The 21,828-nt window shown below is 62.6% G+C and carries 19 protein-coding genes; 6 read left to right on the top strand and 13 right to left on the bottom strand.

Annotated features, from left to right (window positions below):
• Positions 1–88: 88 nt before the first annotated feature.
• Positions 89–1,030: a LysR family transcriptional regulator gene (locus tag BWP39_RS20435; protein WP_096723519.1), complete on the top strand. Its 942-nt coding sequence runs from the start codon at positions 89–91 to the stop codon at positions 1,028–1,030.
• 305 nt (positions 1,031–1,335) lie between these two features.
• Here BWP39_RS20435 and BWP39_RS20425 read toward each other — a convergent pair whose 3' ends face one another.
• The gene (locus BWP39_RS20425; RefSeq protein WP_096723517.1) at positions 1,336–2,505 is read right to left on the bottom strand and encodes a porin; all 1,170 of its coding nucleotides are present in this window, start codon (positions 2,503–2,505) and stop codon (positions 1,336–1,338) included.
• A gap of 534 nt (positions 2,506–3,039) precedes the next feature.
• Between BWP39_RS20425 and BWP39_RS20420 the strand changes: the two genes are divergently transcribed.
• Entirely contained in the window at positions 3,040–4,137 is a 1,098-nt protein-coding gene (locus BWP39_RS20420) for an OpgC domain-containing protein (protein ID WP_096726051.1), read from the top strand.
• A 30-nt stretch (positions 4,138–4,167) separates the two neighbouring features.
• Here BWP39_RS20420 and BWP39_RS20415 read toward each other — a convergent pair whose 3' ends face one another.
• A complete protein-coding gene (locus BWP39_RS20415) occupies positions 4,168–5,244 on the bottom strand; it encodes an AI-2E family transporter (protein WP_096723515.1) in 1,077 nt (358 codons plus the stop codon).
• A gap of 331 nt (positions 5,245–5,575) precedes the next feature.
• Here BWP39_RS20415 and BWP39_RS20410 point away from each other — a divergent pair, with 331 nt between their 5' ends.
• The gene (locus BWP39_RS20410) at positions 5,576–5,866 is read left to right on the top strand and encodes a DUF3331 domain-containing protein (RefSeq protein WP_091018153.1); all 291 of its coding nucleotides are present in this window, start codon (positions 5,576–5,578) and stop codon (positions 5,864–5,866) included.
• An 82-nt stretch (positions 5,867–5,948) separates the two neighbouring features.
• Here BWP39_RS20410 and BWP39_RS20405 read toward each other — a convergent pair whose 3' ends face one another.
• The 8 genes from BWP39_RS20405 to BWP39_RS20370 all read right to left on the bottom strand — a co-directional run bounded on the left by BWP39_RS20405 (position 5,949) and on the right by BWP39_RS20370 (position 14,107).
• Positions 5,949–6,779: a hypothetical protein gene (locus tag BWP39_RS20405; RefSeq protein WP_096723513.1), complete on the bottom strand. Its 831-nt coding sequence runs from the start codon at positions 6,777–6,779 to the stop codon at positions 5,949–5,951.
• A gap of 130 nt (positions 6,780–6,909) precedes the next feature.
• Positions 6,910–7,500 carry a tetratricopeptide repeat protein gene (locus tag BWP39_RS20400; RefSeq protein ID WP_096723511.1) on the bottom strand — a complete coding sequence of 197 codons (591 nt, stop codon included), beginning with the start codon at positions 7,498–7,500 and terminating at the stop codon, positions 6,910–6,912.
• 897 nt (positions 7,501–8,397) lie between these two features.
• Positions 8,398–9,573, bottom strand: a complete 1,176-nt coding sequence (locus BWP39_RS20395; RefSeq protein WP_096723509.1) for a TauD/TfdA family dioxygenase — start codon at positions 9,571–9,573, stop codon at positions 8,398–8,400.
• A 38-nt stretch (positions 9,574–9,611) separates the two neighbouring features.
• Positions 9,612–10,595 carry an alpha/beta hydrolase gene (locus BWP39_RS20390; RefSeq protein ID WP_096723507.1) on the bottom strand — a complete coding sequence of 328 codons (984 nt, stop codon included), beginning with the start codon at positions 10,593–10,595 and terminating at the stop codon, positions 9,612–9,614.
• Positions 10,596–10,620: 25 nt separating this feature from the next.
• Positions 10,621–11,100, bottom strand: a complete 480-nt coding sequence (locus BWP39_RS20385) for a thioesterase family protein (RefSeq protein WP_096723505.1) — start codon at positions 11,098–11,100, stop codon at positions 10,621–10,623.
• A gap of 48 nt (positions 11,101–11,148) precedes the next feature.
• Positions 11,149–12,114, bottom strand: a complete 966-nt coding sequence (locus BWP39_RS20380) for an L-carnitine dehydrogenase (protein ID WP_096723503.1) — start codon at positions 12,112–12,114, stop codon at positions 11,149–11,151.
• Between the two features lie 54 nt (positions 12,115–12,168).
• Positions 12,169–13,098: a BKACE family enzyme gene (locus BWP39_RS20375; protein ID WP_096723501.1), complete on the bottom strand. Its 930-nt coding sequence runs from the start codon at positions 13,096–13,098 to the stop codon at positions 12,169–12,171.
• A 58-nt stretch (positions 13,099–13,156) separates the two neighbouring features.
• Complete coding sequence (locus BWP39_RS20370; RefSeq protein WP_096723499.1) at positions 13,157–14,107, bottom strand: choline ABC transporter substrate-binding protein; 951 nt, start codon at positions 14,105–14,107, stop codon at positions 13,157–13,159.
• 317 nt (positions 14,108–14,424) lie between these two features.
• On the opposite strand from BWP39_RS20370, the gene BWP39_RS20365 reads away from it, so the two are divergent.
• Positions 14,425–15,381, top strand: a complete 957-nt coding sequence (locus BWP39_RS20365; RefSeq protein ID WP_096723497.1) for a GlxA family transcriptional regulator — start codon at positions 14,425–14,427, stop codon at positions 15,379–15,381.
• A gap of 165 nt (positions 15,382–15,546) precedes the next feature.
• Here the strand turns inward: BWP39_RS20365 and BWP39_RS20360 are convergent, their stop codons facing one another.
• The 3 genes from BWP39_RS20360 to betC all read right to left on the bottom strand — a co-directional run bounded on the left by BWP39_RS20360 (position 15,547) and on the right by betC (position 19,541).
• Positions 15,547–16,689, bottom strand: coding sequence for a porin (locus BWP39_RS20360; RefSeq protein ID WP_096723495.1), 1,143 nt, complete (start codon positions 16,687–16,689; stop codon positions 15,547–15,549).
• 276 nt (positions 16,690–16,965) lie between these two features.
• Positions 16,966–17,952, bottom strand: coding sequence for a choline ABC transporter substrate-binding protein (gene choX / locus BWP39_RS20355; protein WP_407944802.1), 987 nt, complete (start codon positions 17,950–17,952; stop codon positions 16,966–16,968).
• 26 nt (positions 17,953–17,978) lie between these two features.
• On the bottom strand, positions 17,979–19,541 hold the full coding sequence (betC, locus tag BWP39_RS20350) for a choline-sulfatase (protein ID WP_096723493.1): 1,563 nt from the start codon (positions 19,539–19,541) through the stop codon (positions 17,979–17,981).
• Between the two features lie 212 nt (positions 19,542–19,753).
• On the opposite strand from betC, the gene BWP39_RS20345 reads away from it, so the two are divergent.
• Both BWP39_RS20345 and BWP39_RS20340 read left to right on the top strand, forming a co-directional pair.
• A complete protein-coding gene (locus BWP39_RS20345; RefSeq protein WP_096723491.1) occupies positions 19,754–20,668 on the top strand; it encodes a choline sulfate utilization transcriptional regulator in 915 nt (304 codons plus the stop codon).
• A 405-nt stretch (positions 20,669–21,073) separates the two neighbouring features.
• Positions 21,074–21,814, top strand: coding sequence for an acetoacetate decarboxylase (locus BWP39_RS20340; protein WP_096723488.1), 741 nt, complete (start codon positions 21,074–21,076; stop codon positions 21,812–21,814).
• Positions 21,815–21,828 lie beyond the last annotated feature (14 nt).

The following is a 21,828-nucleotide window of genomic DNA, read 5'->3' as shown; positions in this document are numbered from 1 at the left end:
CGCGGTGCTTCAGGACCACTACGTCCGCTATGCCCGTTACGTCCGACATGCTCTTGCCGCGCCCACCCGAGCTCATGGAGTCATGCTCATGGATCACCTGCAGGCGATGCGAGTCTTCGCGCGAGTCGCGCAGCTCGGCAGTTTCTCGAAGGCCGCGGAACAGTTGCAGTTGCCGCGGCCGACAGTCAGCAACGCGATCCAGTATCTGGAGACGCATCTGCGCGTGCGACTATTGCACCGTACGACGCGACGCGTCGCGCTGACGCCCGAAGGCGCGGCCTACCACTTGCGCTGCGTGCAGGTGCTCGCCGATCTCGACGACGCCGAGTCGCTGTTCGCCGACGCGGCAGCGAGCCCACGTGGCTCAGTGCGCGTCGATCTGCCCGAGCGACTTGCGCTGCAAACCGTGATCCCCGCTCTACCGGACTTTTTCGCGCAGTATCCAGACATTCGCGTCGTACTCAGCGCGACGGACCGCATGATCGATCTGATTGCGGATGGCGTCGACTGTGCAGTGCGGGTGGGCGAACTGCGCGACACGACGCTCGTCGCACGCAGACTCGGTGCGTTCGAGCAGATCAACTGCGCGTCGCGTGGCTATATCGAACGTTACGGATTGCCGCGCACACCGGACGATCTCGCCGATCATCAGGCGGTCGGTTTCTTTTCGAGCCGCACCGGCCGGGATCTCGATTGGGAGTATGAGGAGGACGGGCAGGCACGTAGCCTTGCGATGCGCAGCGCGATCTCGGTCAACAGCGCGCATGCGTATCTGGCTTGCTGCGTGGCCGGCCTCGGGTTGATCCAGGCACCGCGCGCCGGGATGGAAACGCTGCTGCAAACCGGCGAGCTGGTCGAGGTGCTGCCGCAATGGAAAGCGCCGCCGCTACCGTTTTCGGTAGTGTTTCCGCACGGGAGGCATCTGGCGCCGCGGGTGCGGATTTTCGTCGATTGGGTCGCGAAGTTGCTGGGTGAACCGGACACTGCGCGTACGGCACGGCCGAGAAAATCGCGTGCCGTACGCGTGTAGAGGCGGGGTGGCGATCGCGTCGAATTCACGCAACGTCACCTTACTGATCGCACCCGCTTGATGCAGTGCGGCCAGGTCGTCACGCAGGGATTCAATGATCTTGCTCGACACAACAAACCTCCGGTAACACGCTGGCCTTCAGCGCCCTCGACAACGCTTCCGTGGATAGTCCCTGGAACACCTTGCCAGCGTGTTGCAGCACCTTCCTCTCGGATCGATACTCGAATCAGCTTGAAACAAGAAAACCCGACCAACCAGGTCAAGCTTGTGGCGACGCCACGCCACAGCGCCGCGCCACCCAAACCTCAAAACTTATGCCGAACCGCCGCACGAACCGCGAACTGGTTCGCCGCCGACGAAACCCCACCCGAGCCCGGAATAGCTGCATGATCGAGCACGGTACCAGTCTTGTCGCCACCAACCTTCTGATACGCGCTCTGCACGTAGAAGTCGGTGCGCTTCGACAGGTTGTAGTCGGCCATCAGGCCAAGCGTGTGGAACTTCGGTCTCAGGTTGCCCGTCGATGCCTCGTAATTCACGAGCGTATAGACATACTGCGCGCCGACGAAGAAGCCCGGTGTGACCTGATACTTTCCGTTCACTTCGAAGTTCTGGAATTTCAGTGCGCTCAGCGTGCCGCCCGCGCCGACCAGCGGCGAGAAGTTACCCGATGCGTCCGTCAGGTACACCGTGCCCGCCGGATTCTTAACGTTCGTGTTGGTGTAGACGAGGCCGACGGTTGCCGAACCAAACGTATACTTCGCACCGCCGCCGAAAACACGTAGGCGATCAGACGTGAAGTTCGCATCGTTGGCCGCGATCGCGCCGCTGTCACCAACCCCCGGATTGTTCGCCTGCAGATACGCAGCCGCGAGCAGCAGCGGTCCGCGCGTGTATTGCGTGCCGACGCTGTACTGTCGATTGTTCGCGAAGTTCGTGCCGTTGCTGAAGCTGTACGTACCGCCGAACTGCAAGCCGGAGACAGTCCGACTCGCGTACTTCACCGTGTTGTTCACGCGAAACGAGTTGTCGGTGTTGTCGTTATCGAGCGGATGCGATAGCAGGAAACCGCCCCAGTTGCCGTTCGCCGTCATTTGCGCGAGATAGTCAACGAGCGAATCGTATTGACGACCGAGCATGACCGTACCGTACTTATCGTCCGCGAGACCAATGAACGCCTGCCGCCCGAATATCCGGTTGCCCTGCAGCAACTTGCCGGTGTTCAGTTCGAACCCGTTCTCGAGCGTGAAGACTGCCTTCAGGCCACCGCCGAGATCTTCGCTCCCCCTCAGCCCCCAACGGCTGCCCTGTGCGTAGCCGCTCTGCATCTGATAGGACGCCTTGCCCTGGGCATTCGTATTGTTCGTGTAGACGAAGCCCTCATCGATCACGCCATACAGCGTGACGCTGCTCTGTGCGAAGACGGGTGCGGTAAAAGCGGCGGATGCCGCCAGCGCGATAACCTGCTTTTTCATTGCGATCTCCAAACTCTACGGACAACTTATTTTTGAGACGGCCTGTCGTTTCAGGTCGCGTTCTCCACTGATGCCGGCGGCTGTGCCCGCGCGACGATCGCAATCCTTACATAATGTAATATTCTCGTCTATTAGCGACTCACGCCCGATGGATGAAGCGTTGTGAAAGGCCCACGTCGGGTGCGTCAATCGGCGGCATTGACGCGATCGGGCGCTGCCGCGCGCGAGCGATATCTGGATGGCAAGTTGCGCGGAGCCGGCTCGATGGTGTGCGTCAGACGTCGGGGTAATTCGACGAAATATTCCGAACGGCTATCTGCGCTCGCGTGGTGGAACTCGTGAACCAGGGTCGTGTCAGTTTCTACGACGCTGCCGCCGCGCACTTGTTTTCACGATACGGCGGCATCGGACGATGCACGAGACCCCGCCCGCTCGCAACGTTGCGTATATCGTCCGCCTTCCCAATTCAGGTTCATGCCGACGCGTCCCCCAGCTTTCGCGCGCCGCGGCAACGAACCGCTTTTGTCAACACGCATGCAAACGTCGTCTTCCCGTCTGATCGAGCTGGATTTTTTTCGTGGGCTCGTGCTGCTGATCATCGTGGTCGATCACATCGGTGGCAGCATTCTGTCGCGCTTCACGCTGCATGCCTACGCGCTGTGCGATGCGGCTGAAGTGTTCGTATTTCTCGGTGGCTTTGCAACGGCGACCGCCTATGCGGCACTCGCCGAACGGCGCAACGAGGCCATCGCGCGGCAGCGTTTCCTGCGGCGCGCGCTCGAAATCTATCGCGCCTTTCTGATCACCGCGGCCCTGATGCTGCTGGTCAGCGCGGTACTGGTCGCGCTCAGCATCGACGCGCCGAACATGACCACCGACGACCTCGACGAATTCATCGCCGCGCCGCTCGCCGGGCTGCGCGACATCGTGCTGTTCCGACGCCAGCCGTATCTCGCATCGGTACTGCCGATGTACACCTTCTTCGCGCTGACCACGCCCGCCATCCTGCCGCTCGCACGCCGCAAGCCCTGGCTGCTGCTCGCGGGCAGCGTGGCGCTGTGGGCCGTCGCGCGACCGCTGCAAGGCTATCTGCCGACAGTCGAAGACGCGCACTGGGACTTCAATCCGTTTGCCTGGCAACTGCTGTTCGTACTCGGCGCACTCGCGCGCTACCAGCCGGTGTACCAGCGGGTCGCCGCACATCGGTTCGGCTGGATCGTGAGCCTCGCGGCGCTCGCCATCGTTATCGCCGCGGCGTATTACAAGATCTTTATCGAAAGCTCGCTGCCCGACGGTAGCCTCAAGCAGAACCTGTCGTGGTTACGGGTGGGGAATTTTCTGGCGATCGCGTGGCTTGTCGCGAACCTGATCCGCATAGGTTTCGCGAAGAAGCTTGCGCAGTGGTTGCCGTGGATCGGCCTGGTCGGACGCAAGGGGTTGTTGTGTTTTGTCGCGGGGGCGGTGATTTCGCTTGTCGTCGATTCGCTGCTGTATACCGCCACCGACGGTTATCTGAATGTGCCGCTCGGTCTGCTGGCCGATGCCGTCGCGGTCAGTGCGCTGCTGCTCGTGGCAAAGGCATCGGTACCGCTGGGACGCGTGCTGACGCCGCGCGTACGCATCCCCGCCTGACGAGGCGCTTCGGGCAGCGACGCGCGCCCTCTACTGCACCCAGTCCGCCCACAGCACGACGAGCACCGTCATCAGCGCCGGACCGATGAAGAGCCCAAGCAGACCGAATGTCTCGGCGCCGCCCAGGATGCCGAACAGCACCAGCAGAAACGGCAGGCGCGTCGAGTTGCCGATCAACACCGGCCGCACGAAATGCTCGGCGACGAACACGACGACCACGCCAAATGCCGCCACACCGATCGCGCCTGCCACCGCGCCCTGCACGGCAAAGAGCCACAACGCAGCGCCGCAAAATACGATCGGCGCGCAAAACGGCAGCATGGCCGCAACCGCGGTGACGAGCGCCAGCAGCGCCGCATGCGGCACACCGGCAATGGCGTAGGCGACACCGAGCAGCGCACCTTCGCCGAGCCCGACCACCACGAGCCCCGTCACGGTGCCGCGCACCGCACCAGCCATGCGCTGCAGGATCTGCGCACCGTCGGCGCCGAACGCCCGGCGCGCGCCTTTCAGCAAGGCACCTGACAGACGCGGTCCGGCCTGGAAGATCACGAACAGCGTGACCAGCGTGAAGCCGAACACCAGCAAGCCATGCGCGGCACGCGCGCCGAAATGCCGGCCGAACGTGACCACCGCTTCGCTGTGCAGCCCTTTCATGGCCGGCGATGCATTCAGCGGCTGCGCGAGATTGGCCTGCCACCAGGTGCTGATCTGCTGCGCGCCGAACGGCAGATGCTCGACAAATGCAGGCAACGGCACACCGTTATCCTGGATGGTGCGCGTCCAAACGATCAGGTCGTGCGCCTCGCGCGCCGCCTGGGTGATCCCCAGACCGATCGGCAGCACGACGAGCAGTCCGACCGCTGTCGTGAGCACGATCGAGATCAGCGTCGTGCGTCCCTTGAACAGCCGATGCCCTTCGATTGCCCGCATCGCCGGCCACAGCGCAATCGCGATCACGGCCGCCCAGACCACCGCGGGAATGAAGTTGTGCACGACCCATAACGCGAGCACGACCAGCACGCCGTACAGAACTGCCGACGCGATCTGCTGCATCTGCGCGCGATTGGGAGAGTGAGGGTCTTGCGACGACGGACGCTGGATCATGGAGCCTCATACGGGTTGCGGAGCTGGCGACGCCGGTCTGCACAGGCGCGGTACACTGCCCTCCGCCCGCGCATTCCGGCGAGAGCGCCCATCTTAATGGATGCGCTGCAGCCAGCCTACACCGCTTCGGCTTGTCTCACCCGGTACAACACTCTGTTGCAAAAATCCGTCCTATCGCAACCATTGTTCCCGCAAAGCCGCGTCCCCCGGTAGTCGGCCATTGCTCGGGTTCGATTGTTGCTATTTGGAGAACGGTGTTTCAACTGGCGCACAATGGCACTCCGTCCCCGGCAGGACTACATTCGGCACACCACACCTACCGGAGCCGATGATGAAGACCACAGAGTCCATCCCCCTGACCGGCGCCAATGGCGTTCGTATCGAGATTCTCGAACGCTCCGACACCACCCTTGTGATCCGTTGGGTCGAGCCCGGCCGCTGTCATTATGGCGAGCAGCGCTGGCGCCGCCGTTCTGCGCACACCTCGGGCACCTGTGCGGTGTCGCGCCGCAAGATCCGTCGCGGCGACGCCGTCTTCCGACCGGCTGAACGCCCTGCACCGTCGAATGCCGCCGCCATGATCTCCGCTGAAATTCTCTGCGGGCTGACCGCCGAGGCCTGATCCAGAAACAAAAGGCCCGCTCACACGAACCGTGCAAGCGGGCCCCGACAAACGGCAGCCTCGATATAGCGCCGCAGACGCGTCAGTTCACCTTGAGCTGACCACCCCGGCCCAAGCCGCCCTTCACGTCCTGCGCCTTGTAGCTGCGCAATGAGACGACCATCTTGTTCCACGCATCGATAAACGCGGACACCGTCGCCTTGCCTTCCGGCGTCTTCGAGAAGCCGCCCAGGCCACCGCCGGCGCTGCCACCGAGTGCCCCCAGCGCCGCACCATAGTTCGTGGCCGTCGAACTGCCTTCGGCCGCCGCAATCTGCACCGCCGAGCGCACGTCGAACAGCGTCAACGTCACGACCGATGCCTTCGTCTGAACGCTGCCGGCGATCGCCGCTATCGCCCCTCCCCCGGGGATCAGACCGCCCAGCGCACCGACCATCCCGCCAATCGGCGAGTTGCTGATGACGATCGACGGTTCCATATAGTAGTCAGCCGCGACGCGCTGGCCTTTCTGCTGCTTCGAGCCGGCGCGGTATTCGCCGGAGTTGCGCTGCAGGTCCGTAATGCGCGACAGGCGCGAGTCGGTCTTCTGGTTACCGATCGACGTAATGACGAAGCAGTTGGATTCCTGCACGGCGAGACGCAGCAGCGGATCGATGCTGGTCACCTGCGTGGCGCTGCCGAACGGACCGAACCAGTCGGCGTTGCGGCCGTCGTCGACGGCAATCGTCCCGAGGGGCGCCGGACAACGCTGCAACGATTCGTCAGCGCCAGCGCTCGTGGCACCGCCCGCCGCGCCTGTCACGCCAAGATTCTGGTTGCCCGTGGTCACCATGCCCCCGCATGCAGCCAGAGACCCGACCAGGGCGATCGCGATGGCGTCCTTGACGCCCGAATATTTCGAAATGAGGTTCATAGGTTGATGGTCGTAGTAAGTGATCTCGATGTTCGACTTATTCGTCCTGGCGATCCGAAATAAGCCCCTGATGAAGCAGCCCCCGTAATGGCCGCCTCAAATCTCGCGTCGGTACCGTCCTGAGGTGGGCTCAGTACCAGTACCACGCCTGCTGACGCCAATAGCCCTGATACGCGTAACCCGAATACCAGTAGCCGTAATACAGCTCGCGCTCTTCTTTTTGTCGTTTGTAGTCGGCCGCGTCGGCCAGTTTGTCGGCTCGTGCCTGCACCAGAAGCTTCTTCGACTCCTGGTCGCCGCGGCTCGCCGCGAGCATCAACCACTTCTCTGCTTCACGCGGGTCCGGTCCCATCTCTTCGAGACCGAACAGATAGAAGCTCCCCAAGGCTTTTTCGGCCTGCAGGTTTCCGGCTTCGCCGGCCTTGCGCATCCAGACCAGCGCCTGATAGCTGTCCTGCCGTACGCCGTCGCCGCGGAAATAACGCAGGCCGAGATCGTAGGCCGCGCGCGGCTCTTTCTCGGCGGCCGCTTTTAGCGCAGTGATACGCGGGTCGGCATTTTCATCGGGCGCATTATTGGCGGCTTCGAACGTCCCTTGATCTTTGGGCCGGTCGGAACACCCGTGGTCGTCGCAAATCCTGACGAGATTGCCCTGCTGAGGGTTTTGCACACAGGCGGCCAACACCACCACGGCACACGACGCAAGCACGCGATACTTCATTTCTATCCTCGTTTCTTGTTGGAAACGTGCGCCCCCATAACGAAGCGCAACATGCAAAAAACAAAATAACCGGCTTCTGATAATTCTGTTAATGCACGACCGGGTTGTTGCCCCCGCAACTACATGCGACGGCACTCCGATCCTGAATTCAAATGTGAATCACCGATGAAATCACGAGCGATTCCCCAAAGTCCCGAATCAACAGGAGCCTCTTTCGATAATTCTCGTTTCGCGTAATCGCGTTAACTATCAGGGCGCACACACCCCTGCCCGGGGCAGCCCGTATTCGCAAAAAGCGATGCGTGGCCTGCCTGTCAGCACGTGGTGCTATCTGGCGGAGATCTCTGCCTGTTCCGTTCCGGTCAAACCCCTTGTCGATTCATTTTTTTCACCCGCACCGGCAAGCGGTTTATATCGCTTGACGTCGCGGCATTCCCTGTCCGTTTCTTCTTGAATCCTGATGGCGCTGGCTGTCGCCCTCAAAGTCGCTGTCCGCTCTTCGCGTTCTTGCATCGCGCTGCCTGTCGGCACTGCAGGGCGCTACGATCTTGTCGCGGACGTGACTCTGGTTGCGTTTGCCGTCACTTAGGTTGGACGAATTGTACAAGAAGAATTTTAATTTTCACCACCGGAAAATGTAGTTGCATGGAAATCACTGACGCGCCCGGGTAGTTGTCGGCGGGGCGATAAGATGGAATATGACCGGGCTGTTACTTCCGGCAAAGAAAATTGACCTGGTTGCACCCGCAACTACCGGGAAGTTGCTGCGAGCGCCGTTATTTATCAGATTGACTAGTCAATTTTCCAGTGCGCTCACTTATCCGGACAGACACCGGAATGCATTTATATTAAATACAAATTGCACCAGACGAAATATAGGCGGCGGCCCCGCCGTTCTTATAGCGATCGTTCGAGAATCCTGATCCGCGACAGCAATTCGTCGCGATCCACATAGCAACCCTGCAGATGCCGGGCGCCGCCGCGCGGATCGAACGCGGTGCGGGCATGGAGGATTCTGCGGTTGTCGAACGCCCACATCTCGCCGGCTGTGAGCCGCCGCTGCACGTGGAACCGCGCATCGCGCGCGAGCCCGATGAAGCGGCGATACGCACGGTACACCGCGGGCATCGTCTGCGCGGCTGCGTCGATCGGCCCGCGCAGAAAATTCGCGTGCCGTACTTCGCTGACTTCGCCTCGCCCGTCCAGCGCGATCACGGGCGCCGAGCAACGGTAATCGCTCGAAGCGCTCTTGTTCCAGAACTCAAACGGCACGGTCGTAAGTGCCGCGAAATCGTCGGGCCAGTGCGTGCGCAACGCGTCGGCCAGCGCAAAGCCGTCGACGAACACGTTGTCGCCGCCAGGCGCATCGTTCACGAGGCAATGCAGAAACTGCAGGCCCGGTTGCAACTCGCGGGTGGGCAGATCGGTATGCGGCGGCAGGTTGATCGACGTGTAGGCATTGCTGTCGGGTACCGCCTTCGATTTCACGTCGAACAGCACGCCAAAGTTACTTTCGCGGATAAACGAAATGCGCCGCGCGATATCGGCGACGCTGCCGGGCTCCGTCGGTACGCCGCGCACGAGCGTGAGCCCGGTATCGCGCAGCGCGACGAGCCAGGCATGCAGCGCGCGTTCGTCGTGCATGACGTCGCGCCAGTCGAAGACGGCAAGTGTCGACCCACCCGACGCGTCCCAGATCTTTCGTGTATTGCCACCGTGCCGTTCTGCACGCGATGCATCGTCGTACGCATGCGCACGCAGCCAGCCGGGTGCGTAGACGCTACGGTGGCCGTCCGACCATCGCACCTGCATCGCGCCTGCATCGTCAATCGATACCTCGACGGCGGCCAGGTCATCCGGTATGTCAGCGATCTCGAAGACCTGCTCGCGAGTCAGCGCATGCACGCACTGGTTGCACGCGCAATTGTCGCGCAACCAGACGAAGTGATACGGCGAGCGGCGCGCATCGCTCCACTGCACGACGACCGCATCGTCGCTGAGCGTCGTCCCGGCAATCGTCGCGCTCGTTGCAAACGCGCGCCAGTCTTCAACCATCGATCCGGCAACCTGCATCTCATGTCTCCCGAAGAAAACGCCCGATGCCGTGTGGGTCAAACGGCCGGGACGTCGTGAATACCGTGGGTGTTGCCTGCCGCCGTATCGCGCAGAAAGCGGCACACTTCGTCGTGCATGCGCTGTGCGCCCGGGCTCGCATCAAGCGCACGCCAGCAACCGTGCACGAGCCCCTTGCCAAGCCAGAATCGCGCATCACCACCCGTTGCACGGATACGTTCGACGAACACGCTCGCGTCGTCGCGCAGCGGATCGTGCTCGACGCCGATCGCCAGCACGGGTGGCAAACCGTCGAAACGGCCCGCATCGAGCGGTACGGTCCACCCAGGCAGTGGCATGTCACCCCAGTACAACCGACGAAACGCATGGACGTCGGCCAGCGTGAGCATGGGCGCTTGAGCCTCGGTATCGCGGGCAGGCAGTTGCGGCTCGAAACCGAGCATCGGATAGACGAGCGCCATTCCTGCAATTCCGGCCGCGCCGTCGGCGCCCGAATCGCGCAGGTACACCGCAACGCTTGCGGCAAGATTGCCGCCGGCGCTATCGCCAGCGAGTTGCAGTGGCACCGGCAACGTTCGTTGCCACGAGGCAAACGGCAATCGTCCTTCAAGCGCAGCCCGTGTGATCTCGACGCAGTCGTCGTGTGCCGCGGGTGCGGGATGATCGGGCGCAAGCCGGTAATCGACGGCGATTACGGATAGCCCGGTGTCGGCGGCGATGCGTGCCGTGACGATCTGATGGCTGTCGAGCGAACCCAGCACAAAGCCGCCGCCGTGAAAATACAGCACGGTGCCGTGCGCAGGATGCTGTGTGGACTGGTAGAGACGCAGCCGGATCGAATGACCTGCTGCTGATTCGAACTGCGCATCTTCAACCGATACGCCCGGCGGTAATGGCGGCGTCAAGGCGGCCGCGTAGCGGTCGTAAATGGCCCGCTGCTCAGCAACCGGGCGCTGCGCCGTGTGTGCGGGATAGATCGCTACGGTCCGCGCAATGAATGCGGCGATTTCAGGTTCGAGCATGATCGCGTGGGTTCGACGTGGTCGATTATCGAAGCGCAGGCGGCAGGCCAATCACACGCCCTGCATATCGCGCCGGCGGCAGTGAGGCCTGCGATGCACCCAGTGCCTGCACACGCTCTGCAACATCCGGATCGAACGCGACCGACCGCGGACCATTCGTATCGACGTGCAACAACATCTGTTCGCTCGCCGCAACCGGCTCGCTGAGCGCGTCGGCATACATCTCGAGGTAGAGGTGCAGACGCTTCGCATCGTGCGCGAGCAACCGCGCCGTCACGCGCACTTTGGCGCCGAGCTTGATCTCGTGGAGATAGTTGATATGCGCTTCGAGCGTGTAGATCGAGCGGCCGCGCGCGCGGCGCACGGCATCGTCGAGACCGATGTGCTCGATCAGCGCATCGGTCGCGAAGCTGAAGATCAGCATATAGAACGCGTCGCGCAGATGGCCGTTGTAATCGACCCACTCTGCGCGTACTTCGTCGCGATAGATCTCCAGTCCTGGCATGGGCAGCGTGCTCCTTTCGCGTTGTGATGGTTGATCTACACGCTACGGTTACTCGTCGGGATGCAAACCGTGCCGCGCCTTCGCTTCGCGGATTGCCGTCAGCACGCTCGTAATGCAGTCGTCGCGATAGCGTTCCAGTTGCTTGATCGAGCGCGGGCCGACCTGCTCGGCCGTGCCTTCCACCACACGATCGATCAGTTCGTCGGTGAGTGGCGGCGCGACCAGCTTGGTCCACGGCAATTCGAGCGCGGGGCCGAACTGCTGCATGAAGTGTCGCATCCCCGCATCGCCGCCCGCAAGCGTGTACGTGAGGAAGGTGCCCATGAACGACCAGCGCAGACCTGCGCCGAAGCGGATCGCATCGTCGATCTCACCGGTCGTCGCGACGCCTTCGTTCACGAGATGCAGCGCTTCGCGCCATAGCGCTTCGAGCAGACGGTCCGCGATAAAGCCCGGCACCTCCTTGCGCACGCGCAATGGTCGCATGCCTAGTGAACGGTAAATCTGCTGTGCGGCGTCGATCGTCGCGGGTGCGGTACGTTCACCGCCGAGCACCTCGACGAGCGGCAACAGGTACACCGGGTTGAACGGATGACCGACCACACAGCGCTCGGGATGCAGCGCGCGCGCATAAAAGTCAGTGGGCAGCAGGCCCGATGTCGACGAACCGATGATCGCATCGGGCTTCGCCGCCGTGCTGATCTGCTCGTGCAACGCAAGCTTCAGTTCTTCGCGCTCAGGCGCACTCTCCTGGATGAAATCCGCGTCGGCGACACACGCTTCGATGGTCGCGACGAAGCGCAACCGATCTTGCGATGCGCCCTCCTTCAACCCCGCGCGCTCCAATGCGGGCCACGCGTTCGCAACGTTGGCGCGCAACTGCTGCTCGGCGCCTGGTGCGGGGTCCCATGCCACCACGTCGAGTCCGTTCGCGAGTGCTCGCGCGACCCAGCCGCTGCCGATCACGCCGGCTCCGATTGCTGCAAATGTCTTGATATCGACGATCACTGCCATTGCTGACGATCCCCTGCAAAAAGTACGTTCATGCCAACCACCTATGCAAACTGCTTATGCGAACTGCGCCGCCGGCCGCCGCTCGAGCAGACGTTCACCGCGCGCCGGCAAGCCCAGCTTGCGACGCCCTTCGGCCGGCGTCAGCGCCCGGCCGCCCAGGCGCTCGATAATTTCGACCGCACGTTGCACGAGCGTGCCGTTGCTCGCCGGCACACCGCGGTCGAGCCAGATGTTGTCCTCGAGCCCGACGCGCACATGGCCGCCGAGCAGCATCGCCTGCGCAACCATCGGCATCTGCATCCGGCCGATGCCAAAGCCGGCCCACTGCGCACCGGGCGGCAGGTTATCGGCCATCGCCTTCATCGTCGTGGTGTCGGCGGGCGCGCCCCATGGAATGCCGAGGCAGATCTGGAACATCGGCGGTGCATCGAGCAGCCCTTCCTTCAGCAACTGCTTCGCAAACCACAGGTGCCCCGTGTCGAAAATCTCCAGCTCCGGTTTCACGCCGAGTTCCTGAATACGCTTCGCACCAGCCCGCAATTGCGCAGGCGTCGACACATAGATGTAGTCGCCATCGCCGAAATTGAGCGTGCCGCAATCGAGTGTGCAGATCTCCGGCAGCAATTCCTCGACGTGCGCGAGTCGCGTCAAACCACCCACTAGATCCGTGCCCGCACCGAAGCGCATCGGATCTTCGCCGGCGCCGATCTCGAGATCGCCACCCATGCCCGCGGTCAGATTGATGATCACGTCGGTGCCCGACGAGCGGATGCGGTCGACCACCTCGCGGTACAGGTTCGGATCGCGGCTGCCGCGGCCGGTCTGCGGATCGCGCACATGACAGTGCGCAACGGTCGCGCCCGCTTTCGCGGCTTCGATCGCGGCCTCGGCGATCTGTTTCGGCGTGACGGGGATGGCCGGGTGTTTGCCGACCGTATCGCCGGCACCGGTCACGGCGCAGGTAACGATGACTTCGTGGTTCATGCGGGGTCGTCCTGTCTGTTCATGTCGAATCGGCCGCTCGCGCGCCCGGCCCGTAACGTTAAAGCCCGAGATAAGCCTTCACCGCCGGCAGCCCGTCCTTGCCGTCATACGTCTTCACACCGGCAAGCCAAGTGTCCAGCACCTGAGGGTTCTTCTTCAGATAAGCCTTGGCGGCATCTGTCGGTTTTTCCTTGTTCATCACCGACTGCATCACAACGTTTTCGAGCTGCGTCGTGAAGCGCAGATTGCTGACGAGCTTGCCGGCGTTCGGACAACGCGTCAGGAAATCGGGCGCCGTCAGCGTATAGACGCGCGCTTCACCATCGTTCGGTCCGAACACACCGTCGCTGCCGGTCAGATATTTCATGTCGATCTGGATGTTCATCGGATGCGGTTCCCAACCGAGGAACAACACCCACTTCTTGTCGCGGATCGCGCGGTCGACGGTGATCAGCATCCCGGCCTCGCTGGACTCGATCAGCTTGAAGCCACCCAGACCGAACTGGTTCGTGTCGATCATCTTCTTGATCGCGGCGTTCGCGCTGCTGCCCGGTTCGATGCCGTAGATCTTGCCGTCCAGCTCCGTCCGATGCTTCGCGATGTCGGCGAAGGTCTTGAGCCCAGCGTCGTATTCGTAGGTCGGCACCGCGAAAGTCGCCTTCGCGCCCGACAGATTGGGCGGCTGCAGCACCTCGATCGTCTTTGCATCGACGAACGGCGCGATCGCCTTTTCCTGCACCGGCCACCAGTAGCCGAGCGACACATCGAGTTGTTTGGTCTTCAGACCCGCGAACGAGATCGGCACCGATGCGACCGTCGTGACCGGCTGGTAGCCGAGCCCTTCGAAGACCGTCGACGCCAGCGCCGTGGTCGACGTAATGTCGGTCCAGCCGATGTCGGCAAAGCGCACGTTGCGGCAGGTGGCCGGGTCTTGCGCGAAGGCCGGTTGCAGCAGTGCTGCTGCAGCGCATAGCAAACCAGCGGACAAGGCTTTGACGCGAAGCTTCATGACGTTCCCCCTCTGATACCTGGTGGGTGGGTCGCGGCGCCATTCGCCGGAAGGCGGACTGGCCGGACACCGTGTATTGCGTGGCGTGATGCAAAGGTACTAGCGCATATTCCCGCCAAAGCGACCGGCTGCGACCCGTTCTTGCTTGCTTGCGACCATGAGGGAAAACCAGCATGGCCGCCGCGCACATCGCCGCGATCCGGTGAACGCCAATATTGACGGGCCTTGCGGGCGCGTGCACCGCTTGCTACGCTCGCCCGGATCACCACCGTCTGTCCCCCGCAACCGTCCACGCCAGGCACCCCACGCTCCGCACGATGCCCGAAGACATTTCGTTCCTGCTGCTACCGGGCTTCTCGGCGATCGGCTTCATGTCGGCCGTCGAACCGCTGCGTGTCGCGAACCGCTTTCGCGAGAATCTGTACCGCTGGCACATTCTCAGCGTCGACGGCGCGCCGGTCGCTGCGAGCAACGGCATCTCGCTGAATGCCGAAGCTGCGTTCGATACGGTCGATCACGCACACACCGTTTTCATCGTCGCGGGCTTCGATCCGCTTGCGTGCTACAGCCGCGCGCTCGCCGGCTGGCTGCGGCGACTGGCGCAGGCGGGCGCGACGCTCGGGGGAATCGATACGGGGAGTTTCGTGCTCGCCGAGGCCGGGCTTTTCGGCGCGGCGGATAGCCTGACCGTGCATTGGGAAGCGCTGCCCGCGTTCCGCGAGCGCTATCCGGCGCTACAGGCCAGCCAGGAGTTGTTCGAGATCGGCGCGCGGCGCATCACCTGTGCGGGCGGCACCGCTTCGATCGATATGATGCTCGACCTGATTGGCCGCAGTCACGGCGCGGCGTTGGCGTCGGCAGTGTCGGAGCAGTTTGTCGTGAGCCGGATCAGGCAGCGCTCGGACCATCAACGCATGGAGATTGCTGCACGCTATGGCGTGCACAATCGCAAGCTGATCCAGGTGATCGGCGTGATGGAACAGCATATGGAAGAACCGCTCGCACCCGACGCGCTCGCGCAGGAGATTGGCGTGACGCGGCGGCAACTCGAGCGGCTGTTCTGCTCGTCGCTAAAGGACACGCCGACGCATTTCTATCTGCAGCTACGGCTCAATCGTGCGCGCGAATTGTTGCAGCAGACCGACATGACGATTACGTCGATCTGCGTTGCGTGCGGGTTCGAATCGCCGTCGCATTTCTCGCGGACGTATCGTGCGAAGTTTGGTGCGAGTCCGCGGCGTGATCGTAGTCCGGTGCGGGTCGCTGCGCAGTAAGCCATTTCTGCGAGCAGGATCGCGAAGCTTCGCTGGCTGGAACCACGACACAACGCAACACGGCCCGCATCGCACGAACTTCGCGATGCGGGCCGTTACCCATTACCCATCGATGATGTCTGGCACTTCAGGTCGCGCGCGCCATGCCGCAAGCGCGCGCGGCGTTTAGAACGAATGCCGCATCCCGATCCGCACATCAGCCTGCGTCGTCGTCGTAGACGGCGTAAAGCTATAACCGATCACCGCATCGACCCCTTGCGACGCCTTCAGGTAGTCACCCGAGATGTACACATCGGTGCGCTTGGAGAGCAGATAGTGGAAGCCCGCCGACACCTGGTTCCAGTGATGCCCTTCGAAGTTCGTGTACTGATAGCCGCCGATCGTGCTGAACGCCGGCGTGACCTGCCAGATCGCGCCGCCTTCCAGCACCTTCATGTGCGACGACACGCCGAACGCCTTGATCGTCGTGTACGTGAAGTCGCCATTTAGCGTCACGTTGCCGATCGCGTAGCTCGACCCGACGCCGAACGTGCCCTGCTTGTCGACCGGAAACGACGAGCTTGAATACAGATCGGTGATGGCGCCCGTCGTCTGGTTGACGCTGACCGTCGGACGGCCGAGGAAGGTGCTCGTGCCGATCATCGCGTACGGATCGAACGCGTAGATGCCGTTCGGGTTGTTCAACTGCGTGTACGCGGCGCCTAACGTGAACGGACCGTTCGCATAGTGCGCGCCGAGACTGTATGCGCTGTTCTGGTGGAAGTTGCCGGCCACGTTGCCGAACGAATACATACCGCCGAACATGAAGCCCGCAAATTCATTCGACAGGAATTTCACCGAGTTCGGCAGACGGTCGCCGTTAAAACGGTCGAAGTCGCCCTGGTGGATCGCGTAGCCGCTACCCCAGCTGGAGATGTTGTACAGATAGACCATCTCTTCGGTCATGTCGAGCTGGTTACCGAACGACAGCGTGCCCCACTGGTTCTTCAGGCCGACATACGCCTGGCGCCCGAATTCCGAACCGCCGAAACCGAGCTGGCCATTGCCGAGGTGAAAGCCGCTTTCGAGCACGAACACGGCGGACAGCCCGCCACCGAGATCTTCGACGCCTTTCAAACCCCAACGGTTGCCATACGAAATGCCATCGTCGAACTTCACGACATGCGAGCCGCCGGTGTTGTTCACGTAGGTGATACCGGCGTCGAGGACGCCGTACAGCGTCACGCTGCTCTGCGCATGGCTAATGGCCGGGACGCTGGCGAGCACGAGGGCTGCGCCGGAGAATGCTGCGGCATTCAGTCTTTTCATTGTGTGGTTCTCTCTTGCCTGGCTGGATGGAAAGAGGATTCCGCCGCTAACCGGGCGAAATCGCCTGTCTTGCTGGAATGACGCACTGTCGGTGCAACGCTCGTCGCGGGTGCCACCACGCATAACCCGTCGCCGATGATGGACATTACAAATCCAATTTCCGGCCAATACGATCTGAAGCGACATCGATTAGTCGGAATGCGACAACCGGGGGAAAACGACAATGCGAACGCGCCGCCCCAGACCAAGGCGGCGGACGCAACGCAAGTTGAGGGTTTAGCGGATACCGAGCTGGGTCTGCACGGCCTGCAGGCCATCCGCGCCGCTGGCGGTCGTCACGCCCTTCAGCCAGGCCGACACCAGCGCGGGATTGCCCTGCAACGCGTGCAGCGCCGCCGTGTTCACATTGACCTTGTTCTGCAGCACGTTCGCGATGATCTGGTTCTCGAGGTCGACGTTGAAGGTCATCTGCTGGAACAGCCGTGCGAGGTTCGTGCACTGACCGGCAAAGCCCGCCCGCGTCACGGTGTTGACAGTCGCACCGCCGTAGTTCGGCCCGAAGTACGTGTCGCCACCGGACAGATACGTGAGGTGGAATTTCGTGTTCATCAGATGCGGTTCCCACGCGAGAAACACGATCCATTTCTTGTCGCGTGCAGCGCGTTCGACCTGCGTGAGCATCCCCGTTTCGCTCGATTCGACAATCGACCAGCCGCCCAGCCCGAACGCCTTGTCGGCGATCATCTTCTTGATGTTCTGGTTGGCCGGCGCCCCGGGCTCGATACCGTAGATCTTGTTGTCGAACTGGCTCGCATGTTTCTCGAGATCGGCAAACGAGTGGATGCCGGCCGCGGCGACGTAGTCGGGCACCGCGAGCGTGAACTTCGCGTTGGTCAGGTTCGCGTGCAGCACGTCGATCGAATGCTCATCGACGAATGGCTTCACGAGCGGTCCCTGCGCGGGCATCCAGTTGCCGAGAAACACGTCGATCTGCCCTTTCTTCAGCCCCTGGTAGGTGATCGGCACCGACAGGTTCGACACGTTCTGCTGATAGCCGAGCGCCTTCAGCAGCACGCCGGCCATCGCGTTGGTCGCATCGATGTCGGTCCAGCCGGGGTCAGCCATGCGCACCTGGGTGCAGCTTTGCGGTTCGGCCGCGGCAGCCGGGGTGACGGTGGCGATAGCGCCAATCTCTGCACCCGCTGCGGCAAGCAGCAGCGAAAGCAGCGGAGACAACAACCACGTGTAGCGTTTTTTCATCATGGCCTCTCGTTCGTATAAAGAATGCACTAGCGAACGATGCGCGGAAAACGCGCCATCGCTTCGAGCGTGTCGAGTTCGATGTGATTGCGCATGTAGCGCTGGCCCGCATCGGTGAATGGCTGCCAGTCCCACGACTGGATGCGCCCCTGTGTCGTCGCCTCGAAGTGGAAGCGTCGCCGACGCTGGCTGGCGAGCACGGCGTCGTGTAGCGCAGGGAGATCCCAGCGGCGCGACGTCTCCGCGCGAAACGCGTCAAGTACAGTGGCTGCGGCGGGATCGGTGGCGAGGTTGTGCAGCTCGAACGGATCGGCGGCGAGGTTGTAGAGCTGGTCGGGATCGCATGGCGTGTGGATGAACTTGAAGTCGCCGCGCCGGATCATCACGATCGGTGCGATTGCGCCTTCAGCCAGGTACTCGGCGATCGCTTCGTCGTGAGCGCTGTTGTCCGCTTGATCTTTTTCGCCACTGCCGCGTAGATGCGGGACGAGGCTGCGACCATCGACAGGGTCGGGCCATGCGCTGCGGCGCTCGCCCGTTGCGAGTTCGACGAGCGTCGGCAGCAGATCGACGTGCGATACCGACGCGGCCACGCGGTGCGCATCGAAGCGGCCCGGCGCGTGCACGATCAGCGGCACGCGCACGCCGCCTTCGAAGCAGGTCATCTTGTACCAGAGCCCGCGTTCGCCGAGCATTTCGCCGTGGTCCGAGGTCACGATCACGATCGTGTCGTCGGCCATCCCGGTTGCCTTGAGCGCGTCGAGAATCTGCCCGAACTGCGTATCGACATACGAAAGCGCGCCGTAGTACGCATGGCGCGCCGCCCGCACCTGCTGCGCAGTGGGCGGTGTCACGTCGGCTTCATAGACGTCGCGCAGGCGCCGCGAATGCGGATCGCTCGCTTCACGCGACAGCTCGACCTTCGGCATATCGATCTCTTCGTCGGAATACAGGTCCCAGTATTCGCGGGGAATCGCGTACGGATCGTGTGGATGCGTCAGCGACGCGACCAGACAGAACGGCCGTGCATCGCCGCCGGCAGCCCGTTCGCGGGCGATGTCGAACAGCTTCTGGCGCGCGGTGAAGGTCACTTCGTCGTCGAAGTCGAGCTGGTTGGTGCGCACGCAAGGGCCCGCGTCGAGCACCGAACTCATGTTGTGATACCAGCTCGGCCGCACTTCCGGCTGCGCCCAGTCCGGTACCCAGCCGAAGTCGGCGGGGTAAATATCGGTGGTGAGGCGTTCTTCGAAACCGTGCAACTGGTCGGGACCGCAGAAGTGCATCTTGCCGGAGAGCATCGTCCGGTAGCCGGCCGCGCGCAGATAGTGAGCGAACGTCAGGGTTTGCGCGGGAAATTCGGCGGCGTTATCGTAGGCGGCAATCTTCGACGGCAGCTTGCCCGCCATCATCGAGAAACGCGCGGGCGCGCACAGCGGGCTCGCACAGTACGCCGAATCGAACACGACACCCTCGCGTGCCAGTGCGTCGATGCGCGGCGTCAGTGACACGGTATGACCATATGAACGCAGCGCAAACGGCGTCATCTGGTCGGCCATCAAGATAAGGATATTCTGCTTTGTGTTAAGGCTCATGGGCGGGGTCGATTAGAATCGAGAGTTCGTTTGCGGCGGCGGGTTCGCAACGACCTGGCTGCATCGCCCGCGTTGCCCGTCTAGCCTGCATCGTGGCGTGCGGCACCGGAAATGGCAGAACCATCGCACCGCGCACGAAAGCGTCCTCACTATTGCCGCTTAATCACGCTCTGTGAAGGCGCGCAATGCTTATAGGTCCATAAGGGGGGGTTATGCCGAGACAAGATCGCCTGCCGCCGATGCAGACGCTATCGGTATTCGAATCGGCCGCGCGGCTCGCGAGTTTCACCGCAGCTGCGCGCGAACTCGGTTCGACGCAACCCGCCGTCAGCCAGCGCGTCGTGCAGCTCGAAACCGACCTCGGTACACCGCTTTTCGAGCGCGGACACCGCGGTGTGACCTTGACCGCCGACGGCGAACGGCTCTTCGGTGCGGTACGGCAGAGCCTCGACGCAATCCGCGTCGCGACCGCCGACATCCGCGCGCGCAGCGCCACCGGCGCGCTCACACTGCTCACGGATTTCGGCTTCGCCACCTACTGGCTGATGCCGCGCCTCGCGCGTCTCAAACATTCGATGCCCGACGTCAGCGTGAAGATCGTTACGTCCCAAGAGGGCTTCGATCCGCATCGCGATCACGCGGACATCGCGATTGCGTTCGGCGACGGCGACTGGGCGCCGTGCACGTCGACACGGCTCTTTCCCGAAGAAGTCACACCGGTCTGCTCGCCCGCGTTCGCCGCCGCACATCCGGACATCGTTCACGCCGGCGATCTCGCTCATCTACCGCTGCTGCACGTGCAACCCACCGAGCCCGAACGCTGGCTTGCCTGGCACAGCTGGTTCGCAGCGCTTGGCGTCGAATCCGGCGAGAACGCACACGGCATGACATTTAACAGTTATGCGCTCGTGGTCCATGCTGCGCTGATGAACCAGGGTGTTGCGCTCGGCTGGACACCGCTTATCGACGAACTCGTCGCGACGGGTCAGCTCGTGCGTCTGCTCAACCAGCCGGTTGTCACCGCGCGCGGCTACTTCCTCGTCTGCCCGCTCGCCCGTCCTGAAGCTGCGGCGGTGCCGCTGTTTCGCCGCTGGCTGTTCGACGAATGCCGGGCGCTGGCCGCTTAGCGTCGATTTATACAAGATCGCACCGGATAGCACCGCGCCGCAACATCGTCGCAAGGTGCAATGAATTCGCGCCGGCATGACGCGCGTTTCAGCCGATCCTGACAATTACCCAACAAACATCGATCACCGGGCTTTCCTGTGTCCGCGAGTACACAGACCGTCCCACAGGGCTCCGTGCCCTTCTCCAGCGAATACAATTCCCCATACGCATGTCATCTGGTGTGGTTATGCTACGCCGGGCACCGTGCATTCGTATCGCCGTTGTTCCGCCGGGTGCAACATTTATAGGATGACTTAGTCGATTTACGCAACGAACTTTTCCAGTTGCGGCGTCGCACAACCTGCGCAGTCCGTCATAAGATGACGGAGCCGCTTTCTACCGAAACGACTGACAAAGGAGTACGCATGAAAGAAGACCAGGTACGCTCGAAGGCGTTTGCGATGCCGCTTACCAGTCCCGCATTCCCGATGGGCCCTTACCGTTTCGTCGGTCGCGAATTCCTGATCATCACCTACCGCACCGATATCGACCGTCTGCGCGAGATCGTGCCCGAGCCGCTCAAAGTCACCTCGCCGCTCGTCCACTACGAATTCATCCGCATGGCCGACTCCACCGGTTTCGGCGACTACACCGAAAGCGGCCAGGTCATTCCGGTCGAATACAACGGCGTAGCAGGCGGCTACACGCTCGCGATGTATCTCGACGATCACCCGCCTATCGCCGGTGGCCGTGAACTGTGGGGCTTCCCGAAAAAACTCGCCTCGCCGACGCTTGCGGTTCACACCGACACGCTACTCGGCACGCTCGATTACGGTCCGGTGCGCGTCGCAACCGGCACGATGGGCTACAAGCACAGCCAGCTCGACATCGCGAAAGAGCAGCAGCGCCTGGCCGGCCCGAACTTCCTGCTGAAAATCATCCCGCACGTCGACGGTACGGCGCGCGTGTGCGAACTCGTGCGCTACTACCTGCAGGACATTACGATGAAGGGTGCGTGGACCGGCCCTGCATCGCTCGAACTGGCGCACCATGCGCTGGCGCCCGTGGCCGATCTGCCGGTACTCGAAATCGTCGAAGCGCGGCATCTGATCGCCGACCTGACGCTCGGTCTCGGCGAAGTCGTGCACGACTATCTCGCGCAGTAACGCAGCCGCCTCTC

The organism is Paraburkholderia acidicola (assembly GCF_002362315.1).
GTDB lineage: Bacteria > Pseudomonadota > Gammaproteobacteria > Burkholderiales > Burkholderiaceae > Paraburkholderia > Paraburkholderia acidicola.
The sequence above is the reverse complement of the archived record's forward strand: the minus strand, read 5'-3'. Positions and strand labels throughout refer to the sequence as shown.

Coding starts and splice junctions, on each gene's coding strand:
- BWP39_RS20365 (WP_096723497.1), top strand. CDS start 14,425: ATGCCCGAAGACATTTCGTTCCTGCTGCTACCGGGCTTCTCGGCGATC.
- BWP39_RS20385 (WP_096723505.1), bottom strand. CDS start 11,100: ATGCCAGGACTGGAGATCTATCGCGACGAAGTACGCGCAGAGTGGGTC.
- BWP39_RS20380 (WP_096723503.1), bottom strand. CDS start 12,114: ATGGCAGTGATCGTCGATATCAAGACATTTGCAGCAATCGGAGCCGGC.
- BWP39_RS20400 (WP_096723511.1), bottom strand. CDS start 7,500: ATGAAGTATCGCGTGCTTGCGTCGTGTGCCGTGGTGGTGTTGGCCGCC.
- BWP39_RS20345 (WP_096723491.1), top strand. CDS start 19,754: ATGCCGAGACAAGATCGCCTGCCGCCGATGCAGACGCTATCGGTATTC.
- BWP39_RS20390 (WP_096723507.1), bottom strand. CDS start 10,595: ATGCTCGAACCTGAAATCGCCGCATTCATTGCGCGGACCGTAGCGATC.
- betC (WP_096723493.1), bottom strand. CDS start 19,541: ATGAGCCTTAACACAAAGCAGAATATCCTTATCTTGATGGCCGACCAG.
- BWP39_RS20435 (WP_096723519.1), top strand. CDS start 89: ATGGATCACCTGCAGGCGATGCGAGTCTTCGCGCGAGTCGCGCAGCTC.
- choX (WP_407944802.1), bottom strand. CDS start 17,952: ATGATGAAAAAACGCTACACGTGGTTGTTGTCTCCGCTGCTTTCGCTG.
- BWP39_RS20405 (WP_096723513.1), bottom strand. CDS start 6,779: ATGAACCTCATTTCGAAATATTCGGGCGTCAAGGACGCCATCGCGATC.
- BWP39_RS20340 (WP_096723488.1), top strand. CDS start 21,074: ATGAAAGAAGACCAGGTACGCTCGAAGGCGTTTGCGATGCCGCTTACC.
- BWP39_RS20420 (WP_096726051.1), top strand. CDS start 3,040: ATGCAAACGTCGTCTTCCCGTCTGATCGAGCTGGATTTTTTTCGTGGG.
- BWP39_RS20360 (WP_096723495.1), bottom strand. CDS start 16,689: ATGAAAAGACTGAATGCCGCAGCATTCTCCGGCGCAGCCCTCGTGCTC.
- BWP39_RS20425 (WP_096723517.1), bottom strand. CDS start 2,505: ATGAAAAAGCAGGTTATCGCGCTGGCGGCATCCGCCGCTTTTACCGCA.
- BWP39_RS20395 (WP_096723509.1), bottom strand. CDS start 9,573: ATGCAGGTTGCCGGATCGATGGTTGAAGACTGGCGCGCGTTTGCAACG.
- BWP39_RS20415 (WP_096723515.1), bottom strand. CDS start 5,244: ATGATCCAGCGTCCGTCGTCGCAAGACCCTCACTCTCCCAATCGCGCG.
- BWP39_RS20375 (WP_096723501.1), bottom strand. CDS start 13,098: ATGAACCACGAAGTCATCGTTACCTGCGCCGTGACCGGTGCCGGCGAT.
- BWP39_RS20410 (WP_091018153.1), top strand. CDS start 5,576: ATGAAGACCACAGAGTCCATCCCCCTGACCGGCGCCAATGGCGTTCGT.
- BWP39_RS20370 (WP_096723499.1), bottom strand. CDS start 14,107: ATGAAGCTTCGCGTCAAAGCCTTGTCCGCTGGTTTGCTATGCGCTGCA.